This window comes from Shinella zoogloeoides, assembly GCF_033705735.1.
GTDB lineage: Bacteria > Pseudomonadota > Alphaproteobacteria > Rhizobiales > Rhizobiaceae > Shinella > Shinella zoogloeoides_A.
On sequence record NZ_CP131131.1, the window covers coordinates 658,038 to 671,029 of the forward strand.

Genomic DNA, 12,992 nt, shown 5'->3' on the forward strand with positions numbered 1-12,992 from the left:
GGTTTCCGTTGTTTCAGCTCGACCTCTTCCTGCAGGCGATCTTCAGCGCCCCCCTTTTCAAGGGGGCGCTCCTGACGATTGGCCTCTCCCTCTGTGTCATGGCCGTGTCCCTCGTGCTCGGCATGGGGCTTGGCTCCATGGCAGGCTCGCCGCGCCGCTCCGCCCGTTGGCTGGCGACGCTCTATGTCTGGCTGTTCCGCGGCGCACCGGCATTGCTCGTGCTGCTGTTCGTGTGGAACGGCCTGCCGCAGATCTCCGAAATCTTTCGGGCCGGCTGGTTCACGCCGTTCTTTGCGGCCTTCCTGGCGCTGTCCCTGATCCAGATCGCCTATCTGGCGGAGATCCTGCGAAGTGCCTTTGCCGCCGTCGGACATGGGCAGCGAGAGGGTGCGGCGGCGCTGGGCATGCACCGCTGGCAGATCTTCCTCGTCATCACCATGCCGCAGGCGCTTCGCATCGCGGTCCCCTCGCTGATGAACGAGTTCATCTCGCTGTTGAAGACCACGTCGCTTGCAACCGTGATCTCGCTCAAGGAACTGATGACTGTCTCGCAGTTTGCGATCGCCACCAGCTTCCGCTTCCTGGAGTGGTACGGCGCGGCCCTTGTCTACTATCTCGTCATCGTCTCGGTGCTGACGCTCGCCCAGAACCGCATCGAATATGTGCTGTCGCGCGGCTATCGCTGATCGCTGCAAACCCACGGGTTGGATATGAACACGCAAACCGCAATTCAGGTTGCCGGCGTCAACAAATGGTATGGCGCCTTCCAGGTCCTCAAGGACATTGATCTGACTGTGAACAAGGGCGAACGCATTGTCATCTGCGGTCCGTCGGGCTCGGGAAAATCGACGCTGATCCGTTGCATGAACCGGCTGGAGGTGCATCAGGAAGGCTCGATTACTGTCAACGGGGTCGAGCTGACCAGTCAGCTCAAGCGCATCGATCGCGTGCGAAGCGACGTCGGCATGGTCTTCCAGCACTTCAACCTGTTCCCGCACCTGACGGTTCTGGAAAACTGCACGGTCGCCCAGCGCTGGGTGCGCAAGCTGCCGAAAAAGCAGGCGACCGAGATCGCCATGAAGTACCTTGAACGCGTGCACATTCCGGAAAAGGCCGACAAGTATCCCGGCCAGCTTTCCGGCGGACAGCAGCAGCGCGTCGCCATCGCGCGCGCCCTTTGCATGAACCCCAGCATCATGCTGTTCGACGAGCCGACTTCGGCGCTCGATCCCGAAATGGTCAAGGAAGTGCTGGACACGATGATCTCTCTTGCCGCCGATGGCATGACGATGATCTGCGTCACCCACGAGATGAACTTCGCGCGCGAGGTCGCCAGTGAAGTCGTCTTCATGGATGGCGGCCAGATCATCGAGCGCAACAAGCCCGACATCCTGTTTTCCGCGCCGGCACATGAGCGCACAAGGCGCTTCCTCGGCAAGCTGCTGCATTGAGCCAGGCCATGTTGAGCAATACGAACTGGTTTTCAACGCACGCGATCTCGGACCGGCTCACCCGCGTCTGGGAGCCGCATGTTCATAGTTTTTTCCGGGCCAATATGTTCCACGTCGTCGGCAGGGATGCCGACCTCGTCATTGATTTCGGCATGGGCATAGCCGATCTCCGGAGCGCGCTCCGTATCCCTTCCGGGAAACCCGTGCTGGCTGTAGCGACCCACGTGCATGTCGATCATGTCGGCTCGTTTCACGAATTTGAGACGCGGCTGGGCCACGCCGCCGAAGCCGAGGCCTTCGCACGCATGCCGGATGCGGACACGCTCGCCGACTATTTTCGCAAGCAGCCGGAAGCCCTGACCACAGCAGCACCCACCGGCATTACGCCGGAAGCCTACAAAATTTCGCCGGCTCCGCTCACCAAGGCCCTGGCAGAGAACGACATCATCGACATCGGCGATGCCAGCTACACGGTCCTGCATCTTCCCGGCCATTCTCCCGGTTCCATCGGTCTGCTCGACCAGAGGACGGGGGAGTTCTTCAGCGGGGACGCCATATATGAGGGTGGCCTCGTCGATGATTTGCCGGGATGCGATATCGAAGCCTACAAAATTACCATGAATCGCCTATCAGTCCTCGACGTCGATGTCGTTCACGGCGGTCATGGACTGATGTTTGGCAGAGACCGGCTGTGGGAAATCGCAATGAGCTATCTGGCTTCGAAGGAAGGGTGAAGAAGGCAAACGACCCAGGCGATCAATCCGGAGCGATGCTCCATTTCTAGGCACGGACGTAACGTTCGCCAAATATGGGTAGTCGCCGGTTCATCTCCTTTCAAGGGGCCGCTCTTACCCTATCGAGAGTTGATGCTTCCATGCGCTGGCCTGCTGCCGAGGCACTTCGCAAATGGTCCTGAAACAGCGCTCGAAAGTCACGAAAACGAGCAAAACCAAGTGCGCGTATCAATCGCATGATTGTCGACGGCGACACCGTAAAGGTCTGTGCGATGGATCTCGCCGTGCCGAATGCGACGATCTCGGGCCGCTGGAAAACAATGCGAGCGATGCGCTCGCATTGTGCGGGAAGGCGAATGGCGCAATTGGTGATCTGCAGCTTTAGCGCGGCCATGTCCTTTGGCTGTTCCATGGCCGCATCCTTTTTACGAAAGCATTGAAACGGCGGACTTTGTTTTGACCGAATCGATGCAGGCCAAGGCAATTGCCAGGGCATTGCGGGCGTCGGCGCCGGTGGGCGCGTGTGCGACGCCTTCGCCACGGACGGATCGGACGAAAGAGGCGAGCTGGGCCGTGTAGCCGTGAATGAAATGGTCGGTGTCGCGGCGCCACGTGTCGTTCGAAACACCATTGGCGTCGAAGAGCGTCATGCTGGAGCGGCGGACGTCACCCATCGTCACCATGCCGGCGGAACCGAAAACCTCGCCACGAATGTCATAGCCATAGAGGGCGGAGAAATTGGCTTCTGCGACGGCGACCGATCCATTGTCGAAGCGAATGGTGACGACCGCGGTGTCGAGAAAGCCTTTGTCGCGGGAATCCGGGCGAACCAGAGCATCGGCCGCGGCGTAAACCTCGACCGGCCGCGCGCCGGGGTTCAGCCAGAGCAATGTGTCGAAGTCATGGATCAGGGTCTCGTAGAAGATCGTCCAGAGTGGGATCTTCTCCGGATCGGCGCCGAAGGGGCCGGGGTCGCGCGTCAGCGAGCGGATCAATTGTGGCGTGCCGATCTTGCCCGCGTCGATAGCAGTACGGCCCTCGGCAAAAGCCTGGTCCCAGCGGCGATTGAAGCCGACTTGAAGCGGTACGCCGGCTGCCTTCGCCGCGGCAGTGGCCCTGTCGGCTTCATCGAGGGTAAGAGCCATGGGTTTCTCGCAGAAGATCGCCTTGCCGGCTTCGGCTGCCTGTACGAGCACGTTGGTGTGGAAGCGCGCGGGCGTCGCGATGATCACGGCTTCCAGGCCGGGATGGGCGAGAAGGTCGGCAATATCGGTGTAGGCGGCGTCCACTTCGAGGTTTTTAGCGAGTTTCGCGGCTGCGTCCGGCGCAGGGTCTGCGATGGCGACGAGGTCGGCGTCGACAAGGCGACGCGCAACAGTTTCGCCGTGGAAGGAACCGATGCGACCGGCGCCGATCAGGCCGACGGAAACGGGGCTGGTCTTGGGCATGGGATTGTCCTTGATTGGGAAGAATTCAAAGGGTGAAGGCGGTGCGGAAAGCATCGAGAGCGATATCGGAATCACCCGCCGCCCAGGCTTCAAGGCCGATGGGGCCGGAGTAGCCCATGGCGTGGAGCGCTTTGGCGACACCGGGCCAATTGACCTCGCCGGTTCCCGGTTCGCAGCGTCCGGGAACATCGGCCACCTGGATTTCTCCGATCCACGGCAGGCATTTGCGGCAGAGTTCGATGAGATTCCCCTCACCGATCTGTGCGTGGTAGAGATCGAGGTTGAGCCGCAGGCGCGGATGATCAATGCTGGAGACGAGGGCAAGCGTGTCCTCGGCGCGGCCGAAGGGAACACCAGGATGGTCGACCGGTAGGTTGAGGTTCTCAAGCGTGAAAGTGACGTCTTCCGCTTCCGCCAGATCGACGATGCGGCAAAGGTGTCGCGGGCCTTGAGCCACATGGCGCCGTGACGAAATGCGTCCGCCGCGCGCCGATGAACAGAACCAGGATCGCATCGTCGCAATGGACCAAGCGGCTTCAGCCCGTCCTTTCGGCCTGGCTGCTGGCTTTGGTCTATTCGGATTGAGAATTCCTAGTGCTGATCGGTCTGCCATCACGAAGGTAAGACCTCATGAGCATCGATTTCATCTGTGAGGAACGTAGCCCTTCTTCCGGCGGCCGGAGGCAATGGCCCAGCTCAAGTTCGGTTCAAAAGAAGTTTGCCTTCAGCCAAGCCAAGGAATCCTCGGGCATAGCCCTCGCCCTCAGTGCCTCAGCGAGCGAACCAGCGACAACGGCGCGATGATCAGCAGCGGCCCGCCGACCGCACCGTCGGCCAGCTCGACGCCGTGCTCGACCGCCTCCCTCTGACGATCGTTGAGTTTTCCAGATATGCCGCCGCCATGTGTCCCCAGCGCCTAAGTAAATTTCTCTCCTAGCGGCGGACGTTCCCTTGATCCAGCTATTGTCTTCGTTTCAACGCTTTAGCTGTGGTGAGACTTCTCGGTCGGAGGCCCGATTGACTCGCTTCGTCAATCGGAACAAATAAAGAACTTATCGGCTTAAACGGCGGCTGAAAACCCTGAAGAAGTAACAATTCTGCCGTGGCGAGCCATGCCATCGATCCCGTGCTTGCCGAGCTTCGCGAGCGCATGGTCCGCTTGAAGGTGCGGTCGTGCGCCCCACCTTCTCGCTGCCCTTCGCGGTTCCCGATATCGATCGGGCCTTACCGGGAGAAGGGCTGGCCTTCGGGGCGTTGCATGAGGTTGCCGGCGGGGAGGCGGCACGGTCGACGGAGCGGCTGCGGCGCTGGTTTGCCGCCCAAACGAAAGGAAAGTCTTGTGGCGCATGTCGCGCCCCGACCTGTTCTTCCCGGCGATCACTTAGGCCGATTTGCACCGATTACGGTTTTTGGTGTGAAAGCGACCGGGAGGGAGAGGTGCCGTCTGCCACGGAGGAGGGGCTATCTTTCGGCGAGCTCCTCCGTCTGTCGATGACCGCCTCGCGCCGCCTTAGTTTGCAGCTGAAAAACTAGCTACATGGTGATCGTGCTGTGGCGCTGGCGGCAGCAGAGAAGAATGTCGCGACGCATCTTGAAATCTCTCTTATTAAGCGCGCTTCGTGCCACCGACACCTTCCGCGCGACGGCAATGATCTACGCAAGACATAGAACGCCACCTCGAGAAGATGCGGGGCGGGTGGCTCTCATGCGGGTGGCAATAGCCAAAGGATTGGATCGTGGACCCGATTGACGCATCGGAATCGCACCACCGGATCGGTACATGGACGTCAAAGCTTGAAGAAGCTCGCCATCAGTTCGAGCTGCTGTTCCAGCATCGGCTTGCCGAGATGGATGCGGCAGCCCGCGTCGCGGGCGGCGGCCAGCAGGGGGGTGATCTCCGGCTCCATGACGACCTCGGCGACGACCATTCCGGGCGCAAGGCCCGCTCCGTCAAGCGGCAGCGGATCACCGGGCTTCATGCCGAGGGAAGTGCCGTTAATCACGATGTCATGGCCCGCCGGGTCGGCCGTGCCGACGCTGACGGAGACGTCGGGCGCATGGCCGCGAATTCGGTCGCAGAGATCCTGCGCCTTGGCCGACGTGCGGTTCGCCAGCGTCAGGTGGGAAACGCCCGCCTCGATCATGGCGAAGGCGATGGCGCTCGCCGCCCCGCCGGCGCCGACGAGATAGACCCGCCTGCCTTTAACGGAGATACCCTCGGACGCAAGCCCAGCGACGAAGCCCGCCCCGTCCAGCATGTCGCCGACGAGCCGGCCGTCATCCTCGCGACGGATGACGTTGACCGCGCCCATCATCCGGGCGCGCGGGGTGATCTCGTCGCAGATATCCGCCATCGCGCCTTTGTGCGGCACCGTAACGATGCCGCCGTCGAAGCTCTTCAGCGTGCGTAGCGAGGTGGCGAAGGCCGCGAGGTGCTCCGGCGCGACCTGGAACGGCACCATGACCGCATCCCGCTCGCGCCGGATAGCGATGGCATTGATGCCGGGCGGCGCCTTCACATGGCCGATCGGATCGGCAAGGATGCCGAGGACGCGGGTCTTGCCGGTGATGGCGGTGAGGTCGCGGCCCGGCATCTCTTACTTGCCCCAGGTGAGCGCGAGCGGGTTCACTTCGCGCGCCAGCTCCAGCAGCCCTTCGCGCATAGCCGGATGGACCGGCTCCAGTGGATGGCGCACGGCATCCGAGCCGATCACGCCGCCCTCTGCCATGACGATCTTGGCGGCACGAAGACCGCACTGGCGGTTCTCGTAGTTGATAAGCGGCAGGATGCGCTGGTACGCGGCGGCGGCGAGATCGCGCCGACCGGCAACGTGATGCTCAATCACCGGTCGGATGAGATCGGGCAGCAGCGCGCTCGACATAACGCCCGTCGCACCAGCATCGAGGTCGGCCATCAGCGTGATCGCCTCCTCACCGTCGAACGGCCCCTCGATCACCGCGCCGCCGGCGGCGATCAGTGCGCGCAGCTTGGCAGCGGTGCCTGGCACCTCGATCTTGAAATAGCGCACCAGTGGCAGTTCGCGCGCCAGCCGCACAAGGAAGGGCACGGACAGGTGTACGCCGCTGAGCGGTGCATCCTGCACCATGATCGGAATGCCGGCGGCGTCCTGCACGCGGGCGAAATGATCGAAGATCGCCTCCTCGTCGACGCGCAGCGCGCCCGCGCCATGATAGGGCGGCATCATCATCAGGAGGCTCGCGCCGTGCTTTCGCGCATGGGCGCCACGCTCGGCGGCGATGCGCGTGGAAAAGTGGCTGCACGTCACCATGACCGGCACGCGACCGGCGACATGGGCAAGACTGTCCTCGGTGAGGATGCGGCGCTCCTCGTCGGTCAAGAGGAATTGTTCGGAATAGTTGGCAAGCAGGCAGATGCCGTCCACGCCCTGGTCGATCATGCAATCGAGCACGCGGCGCTGACCCTCCAGGTCGATATCGCCATTGTCATGGAAAGGCGTCGGTGCAACGGGGAACAATCCGCGATAGGGCATAGCGTCGGCGGTCATGGTCTATCCTGTACTGAAAACGGTCATGGGAGGACCGGCGCGGGTTTTTCCGCGCCGGCAAACGGCTTATTCTTCCGGAATGGTCTTCGGCAGCGACTGGTGGAAATACTTCTCGTAGATCGCGTTCAGCTTGCCGTTTTCGAGGTTTTTGGCAACCCATTCGTCGACCCAGGCCTTCAACTCGTCGTCGCCCTTGCGCAGGCCGACGGCCATCGGATAGGCGGCCATGTCGAGCTTGACTTCCAGGTTGAGTGCCGGGTTCTGCTCGGCCACCTCGTTCGCCGTCGAAAGCGCGGCGGCGAGGATGTTCTGCTGGCCGGTCGCGACCGCGGTGTTCGTGGTCGCCTCGTCCTCGTAGCGCACGATATTGGCATCGACGCCATTGTCCTTGATGATGCGGGTCAGCTCGATGTCAGCGGTAGTGCCGCGCGCCACGGCGAGCGACTTGCCGGCCAGATCGGCCGGCGCCTTGATGGCTGTGTCCTTGGAGGCCGAGACGACGACCGGAATGACGCCGTAGGGCTTGGAATAATCAATGACTTTCTTGCGCTCAGCGGTGATCGAGAACGAGGCGATCACCATGTCTACCTTGCGGCTGATCAGCGAGGGTACCCGGTTGGCACCGGAAACCGGGACGATCTCCAGCGGGACGCCCATGTCTTCGGCGAGCAGCTTGGCTGTCTCGACGTCCGAGCCGGTTTCCTTCGCCTCTGAATCCAGCATGCCGTAGGGCGGGTGGCTGACGTCAATGGCGACGATCACTTTGCCGCGTTCCTTGATGGCGGCGGGCACATCGGCCGCGCCGGCGGCGGTGACGCCGAAGGCAAGGCCGATCACGAGGCTTGCGGCCGTTGCGGCCAGTTTGAGTTTCAACATGGTTTCTCCTCCTTGGGTTGAATGGTTCAAAGCCCGTTGCCGACAAACTGCCGAAGTTCGGCCGTTTGCGGATCGAGCAGCATGTCACCGGGTCCGGCTTCCCAGACACGGCCCTGATGCATGAAGACCACCTGGTCGGCGACCGAGCGCGCGAAGGCCATCTCGTGTGTCACCAGCATCATCGTCATGCCGTTCGAGGCGAGGCGCTCGATGGCTTTCAGCACCTCGCCGGTCAGTTCGGGGTCGAGTGCCGAGGTGACCTCATCGAAGAGCATCAGGCGCGGATGCATGGCGAGCGAGCGGGCGATGGCCACGCGTTGTTGCTGGCCGCCGGAAAGCTCCTCGGGGTAGGACGAGATCTTGTCGGACAAGCCGACCTGCGCCAGCACCTCCTTGGCAAGCTCCCGCGCCTCGGCCGGGGCGATGCCCTTGACCTTGCGTGGGGCGAGCGTGACGTTCTGCTCGACCGTCAGATGCGGGAAGAGGTTGTAGCTCTGGAAGACGATGCCGACGTCCTGGCGCAGCGTGCGCAGGTCGACCTTCGCCGCGGCGAGGTCATGGCCGCAAACCTGCAGCTCGCCGGCCTGGAAGCGTTCTAGTCCGTTGACGCAGCGCAGCGCCGTGCTCTTGCCGGAGCCGGAGCGTCCGATCAGCGCGACGACCTGGCCGGGCGCCACTTCGAGATCGATGCCCTTCAGCACCTCGATCTGGCCATAGCTCTTGCGCAGGTTATGGAAACGAACCATCGGTTGGGTTACGCCTGACATAATGGATTGTCCTTCGTGTGATTGAGCCGATGATGGAGTCTGGGCCCGGCGGTTCAATTGCGGTGAAGCTTTCGTTCGAAGCGGCGCGCGATGACCGACATCGGGAAGCAGATGGCGAAGTAGATCAGCGCGGCGATGGTGAAGACGGTGAAGGGCTTGAAGGTCGAGTTGTTGATGACCTTGGCCGAATAGGTGAGGTCGAAGAAGTTGATGACGACCGCGTAGGACGTGTTCTTGACGATCTGCACCAGGAAGCCGACCGTCGGCGGGATAGCGATGCGCAAGGCCTGTGGCAGGATGACATAGATGAAGCGCTGCGGCTTGGTCAGCGCCAGACATTCGGCCGCCTCCCACTGGGTCTTCGGCACGGCCTGGATGCAGCCCTTCCAGATCTCGCCGAGATAAGCGCCGGAATAGAGCGTCATGGCAAGGCCGGCGGCCGCCAGCGCGGGCACCTCGAAGCCACCGATACTGATGCCGAAATAGACGACGAACATGATAACCGGCAGTGGCACGCCCTGGATGAATTGGACGAGGCCCGAGGAGACGATGCGCAGCCACCTGGCTTTGGCCGAGCGGGCGAGCGCCAGCGGCAGGCCGAGGATCGTGCCGCCGACGAAGCCGAGCAGCGACAGGACGATGGTCCAGCCGGCGCCTTGGAAGATATAGGCGATCTGTTGGATGGTGAGTCCCAGCATGGTTCTACCTCAGAGGGGCGTGCGTAGCCGGCGGCGGCGGGGGAAGGAAACTTCCGCGATGCCCATCAGGACCACGCGCAGCAGCGAGGCGAGGCCGAGATAGAAGACGGCGATGACGAGGTAAACCTCAAACCCGCGGAAGGTGAAGGACTGAATCATGTAGGCGACGCCCGTCAGTTCCTCAGCGGAAATCTGCGACATGATGGAAGTGGCCAGCATCATCAGCACGAACTGGCTGACGAGGGCGGGATAGACCCGCTCCACCGCCTGCGGCACCTCGACATAGACGAGGGACTGGAACGGGCTCAGCGAAAGACAGGATGCCGCCTCGAGCTGACCGCGCGGAATGGTCTGGAAGCCAGCGCGCATGATCTCGGCGGTATAGGCCCCGACATTGATGACGAGTGCGATCACCGCTGCGGCGAAGGGGCCGACATGGACCTGCAGCGAGGCAAGGCCGAAGAATAGCCAGAACACCTGAATGATCAGCGGCGTGTTGCGGATGGCCTCGACATAGACCGTGGCGATGCGCTGCGCCCACGGCCCGCCGCGAAGGCGCGCGACGGCGACGAGGGTGCCGAGAAGGAAGCCCGGTAGGATCGAGGCGACCGTCATGCCGATGGTCAGCCAGACGCCATTGATGAGGTCCGGCAGGTAATCGTTCAGGAACGAGAAATCGAATTCATACATGGCGGCACGCGATTCCGGACTTCACGACGGAAGGCAGTGCAGCCCCCGCATTTCGAGCGGGCATCGGGCGACATCGCAAGATCGCAACAGGCATCTGTCCGGGCCTCCTCCCCGCGCCAATTTTCCCTCGACTGGCAGTTGACTTTCCGGCCTCTACCATGAATGATCTATGCACGCAATATTCATTTTAGGATTTCTCTCATGACGACGGATACGATCTCCCCGGTGATCAGGCTCAACCCGGCCGACAATGTGGGCGTGGCGCGTACGGCGATACCCAGCGGCACGGCGATTGCCGAGGGTGGGGAAATCGTCATCGCGCATACGGACATCCCAAGCGGCCACAAGGTCGCGCTACGCACCATCGCGCCGGGTGAAGCCGTCCTGAAATACGGCCAGATCATTGGCGTTTCGACCGGAACCATCGCGCCGGGCGACCATGTGCACCTGCACAACCTCGCTATGCAGGAAAGCCACGCGACCCATCATTTCGCCGAGGACGCCCGCGAAACGCCTCTTCTTCCTGAAGGCGAGCGTCGCGGCTTTGAAGGCTATGTGCGGCCCGATGGGCAGGTCGGTACACGCAATTTCATCGGCATTGTCACCTCTGTGAACTGTTCTGCCACGGTGGCGCGCGCCATTGCCGACCATTTCAATCGCGGCGGCGGGCTCGACGGCTACGATAACGTGGACGGGGTGGTCGCGCTGACGCACGGCACGGGCTGTGCCATCAACATGAAGACGGAGGGCTACCTCTATCTCCAGCGCGTGCTTTCCGGCTATGCGCGCAACCCCAATTTCGCCGGCATCCTCTTCATCGGCCTCGGCTGCGAAACGAACCAGATTGACCCGATCGTCCAGAAATTCGGGCTGACGGAAGGCCCGCTCCTTCGCACCATGACGATCCAGAACCTCGGCGGCACGCGCAAGACCATCGAGGTGGCGAGCGACATCATCCGCGAGATGTTATCGGAAGTGAACGCCGCCAAGCGCACGACCGTGCCGCTCACCGGCCTCAAGGTCGCGCTGCAGTGCGGCGGCTCAGATGGCTATTCCGGCATTTCTGCCAACCCGGCGCTCGGCTATGCGGCTGACCTCATCGTCCAGCACGGCGGCACTGCCGTCCTCAGTGAGACGCCGGAAATCTATGGCGCCGAACATCTTCTGACGCGCCGGGCCGTTAGCGCCGAAGTGGCGCAGAAGCTGATGGACCGCATCGGGTGGTGGCGCCACTATACCGAGCGTAACGGTGCCGAGCTCAACAACAATCCCTCTCATGGCAACAAGCTTGGCGGGCTGACAACCATTCTCGAGAAATCGCTGGGCGCGGTTGCCAAGGGCGGTTCGATGCCGCTGGAGGCGGTCTATGAATATGGCGAGATCATCGACCGCACCGGTTTCGTCTTCATGGATACGCCCGGCTACGACCCCGTCGCCGTAACGGGACAGGTGGCGGGCGGCTGCAACGTCATCGTCTTCACCACCGGCCGTGGCTCGGTCTCCGGCTTCAAGCCCGCCCCTTGCATCAAGGTCGCCACCAATACCGAGATGTACGAGCACATGAGTGACGACATGGACATCAACTGCGGTGACATCGTCAACGGAACGGATAGCATCGAGGCGGCCGGCCGACGTATCTTCGAGAAGATTCTGACTGTCGCTTCGGGCGAGCACACGCTAAGCGAGGATTTCGGATTCGGAGACAACGAGTTTGTGCCATGGCAGATCGGAGCCGTAACCTGATAGCATCCGCGACCGAGCCCGCCGCTCCGGCGGGCTCGACCACCTATGCGACGATCGCGGCGCAGATCCGCAAAAGCATCGAGGCCAGCGCCCTGTCGGAAGGGACGGTGCTGTTGGAAGGGCCGCTTGCGGCAATGTTCGGTTCCAGCCGCTCGCCGGTCAAGCGTGCGCTCGCCTCGCTGGAAGAGGAGGGCCTCGTCAGTCGCTTCGACGGGCGCGGGCTCCTCGTCGGCAAGGGCGAGGCGCCGCGTAGGCTGAAGATTACTCCGAAGATGTTGATGCTTGACGACGAGGATGGTTTGAACGCCAAGATCTTCGCCTGGCAGCCCTTCTACTACGAATTCGAGCGCGAGATCATTCTGCGCTCGGTCTTCGGCAGGGCGCGCGTCAACGAACTGGCGCTGGCACGCCACCTCGATGTCGGCCGCACTGTCGCCCACGATCTTCTGACCCATGCCCGTGAGGTTGGCATCCTGCAGAAGGACGACGGGTCGCGCTGGTGGATCGTGCCGCTCGACGAGGTGCGTTTCGAGAATCTCTACCAGTTGCGAATCCTTCTCGAACCGGTCGCCCTCACAGGCGCGATGGAGCACATACCCCCTGCCAAGCTCGACGCGGTCGAAGTGCGGCTTCACCGTGTGCAGCGCGAATTTCCCGCCGTTCCCGGCGCCGACTTCGACCGACTGGAGGCCGATCTCCACATCGACTGCATCAGCTACAGCCCCAATCCCGAGATTGTCGAAGCCTTGAAGCGCAGCCGCTGTATCCTGGTGGCGGGCAAACATATCCAACTCGCACTCGAGAACGGCAACGGCGTCGATCCCTTCATGGAAGAGCATCTGGAGATCGTACAGGCCTTGCGTGACAAGGATGGGGAGGCCCTTCGCAGCCGCCTCATCCGCCATCTTGCGCTCTCGGCGGAAAAAGCCGCCCTCCGGCTTCAGTCCTTCCGCAGTTCCCAGGTCATGGCCGATTTGCCTTACGTCTTCGACTAGAGACCGCGCCGCCGGGATATGGACGTTGAGCTCGTCAGCGACCGGTTGCAGGCGTCGGAATGA

The 12,992-nt window shown here is 62.3% G+C and carries 13 protein-coding genes and 1 pseudogene; 5 read left to right on the forward strand and 9 right to left on the reverse strand.

Features of this window, described 5'->3' with window-relative positions:
* The first annotated feature begins 8 nt into the window (after window positions 1-8).
* Genes ShzoTeo12_RS20830 through ShzoTeo12_RS20840 form a run of 3 tightly spaced genes read left to right on the forward strand, consistent with a single transcriptional unit; the run spans window position 9 to window position 2,185 of the window.
* A complete protein-coding gene (locus ShzoTeo12_RS20830) occupies window positions 9-686 on the forward strand; it encodes an amino acid ABC transporter permease (protein WP_318913982.1) in 678 nt (225 codons plus the stop codon).
* A 24-nt stretch (window positions 687-710) separates the two neighbouring features.
* Entirely contained in the window at window positions 711-1,451 is a 741-nt protein-coding gene (locus ShzoTeo12_RS20835; RefSeq protein WP_318913983.1) for an amino acid ABC transporter ATP-binding protein, read from the forward strand.
* Between the two features lie 8 nt (window positions 1,452-1,459).
* Window positions 1,460-2,185: an MBL fold metallo-hydrolase gene (locus ShzoTeo12_RS20840; RefSeq protein WP_318913984.1), complete on the forward strand. Its 726-nt coding sequence runs from the start codon at window positions 1,460-1,462 to the stop codon at window positions 2,183-2,185.
* A gap of 100 nt (window positions 2,186-2,285) precedes the next feature.
* Here the strand turns inward: ShzoTeo12_RS20840 and ShzoTeo12_RS20845 are convergent, their stop codons facing one another.
* The 9 genes and pseudogenes from ShzoTeo12_RS20845 to ShzoTeo12_RS20885 all read right to left on the reverse strand — a co-directional run bounded on the left by ShzoTeo12_RS20845 (window position 2,286) and on the right by ShzoTeo12_RS20885 (window position 10,191).
* Window positions 2,286-2,597 (reverse strand): MurR/RpiR family transcriptional regulator, encoded by a 312-nt coding sequence (locus ShzoTeo12_RS20845; protein WP_318913985.1) that lies wholly within the window; start codon window positions 2,595-2,597, stop codon window positions 2,286-2,288.
* A 13-nt stretch (window positions 2,598-2,610) separates the two neighbouring features.
* Window positions 2,611-3,633 (reverse strand): Gfo/Idh/MocA family oxidoreductase, encoded by a 1,023-nt coding sequence (locus ShzoTeo12_RS20850; RefSeq protein WP_318913986.1) that lies wholly within the window; start codon window positions 3,631-3,633, stop codon window positions 2,611-2,613.
* A 25-nt stretch (window positions 3,634-3,658) separates the two neighbouring features.
* Window positions 3,659-4,098, reverse strand: a pseudogene (locus tag ShzoTeo12_RS20855) (TIM barrel protein); the annotation flags it as partial.
* A 1,322-nt stretch (window positions 4,099-5,420) separates the two neighbouring features.
* Entirely contained in the window at window positions 5,421-6,227 is an 807-nt protein-coding gene (locus tag ShzoTeo12_RS20860) for a shikimate dehydrogenase (protein ID WP_318913988.1), read from the reverse strand.
* A gap of 3 nt (window positions 6,228-6,230) precedes the next feature.
* Window positions 6,231-7,160: a dihydrodipicolinate synthase family protein gene (locus ShzoTeo12_RS20865; RefSeq protein ID WP_318913990.1), complete on the reverse strand. Its 930-nt coding sequence runs from the start codon at window positions 7,158-7,160 to the stop codon at window positions 6,231-6,233.
* 66 nt (window positions 7,161-7,226) lie between these two features.
* Window positions 7,227-8,036 carry a transporter substrate-binding domain-containing protein gene (locus tag ShzoTeo12_RS20870; RefSeq protein WP_318913991.1) on the reverse strand — a complete coding sequence of 270 codons (810 nt, stop codon included), beginning with the start codon at window positions 8,034-8,036 and terminating at the stop codon, window positions 7,227-7,229.
* A gap of 26 nt (window positions 8,037-8,062) precedes the next feature.
* On the reverse strand, window positions 8,063-8,782 hold the full coding sequence (locus tag ShzoTeo12_RS20875; protein ID WP_318913993.1) for an amino acid ABC transporter ATP-binding protein: 720 nt from the start codon (window positions 8,780-8,782) through the stop codon (window positions 8,063-8,065).
* A gap of 74 nt (window positions 8,783-8,856) precedes the next feature.
* Window positions 8,857-9,501 (reverse strand): amino acid ABC transporter permease, encoded by a 645-nt coding sequence (locus ShzoTeo12_RS20880; RefSeq protein ID WP_119254820.1) that lies wholly within the window; start codon window positions 9,499-9,501, stop codon window positions 8,857-8,859.
* A 9-nt stretch (window positions 9,502-9,510) separates the two neighbouring features.
* Complete coding sequence (locus ShzoTeo12_RS20885) at window positions 9,511-10,191, reverse strand: amino acid ABC transporter permease (RefSeq protein ID WP_318913995.1); 681 nt, start codon at window positions 10,189-10,191, stop codon at window positions 9,511-9,513.
* A 201-nt stretch (window positions 10,192-10,392) separates the two neighbouring features.
* Here ShzoTeo12_RS20885 and ShzoTeo12_RS20890 point away from each other — a divergent pair, with 201 nt between their 5' ends.
* A complete protein-coding gene (locus tag ShzoTeo12_RS20890; protein ID WP_318913997.1) occupies window positions 10,393-11,934 on the forward strand; it encodes an altronate dehydratase family protein in 1,542 nt (513 codons plus the stop codon).
* Window positions 11,910-12,929, forward strand: coding sequence for a GntR family transcriptional regulator (locus tag ShzoTeo12_RS20895; protein WP_318913998.1), 1,020 nt, complete (start codon window positions 11,910-11,912; stop codon window positions 12,927-12,929). Before ShzoTeo12_RS20890 ends, ShzoTeo12_RS20895 begins: the two co-directional genes overlap by 25 nt.
* Window positions 12,930-12,992: the final 63 nt, after the last annotated feature.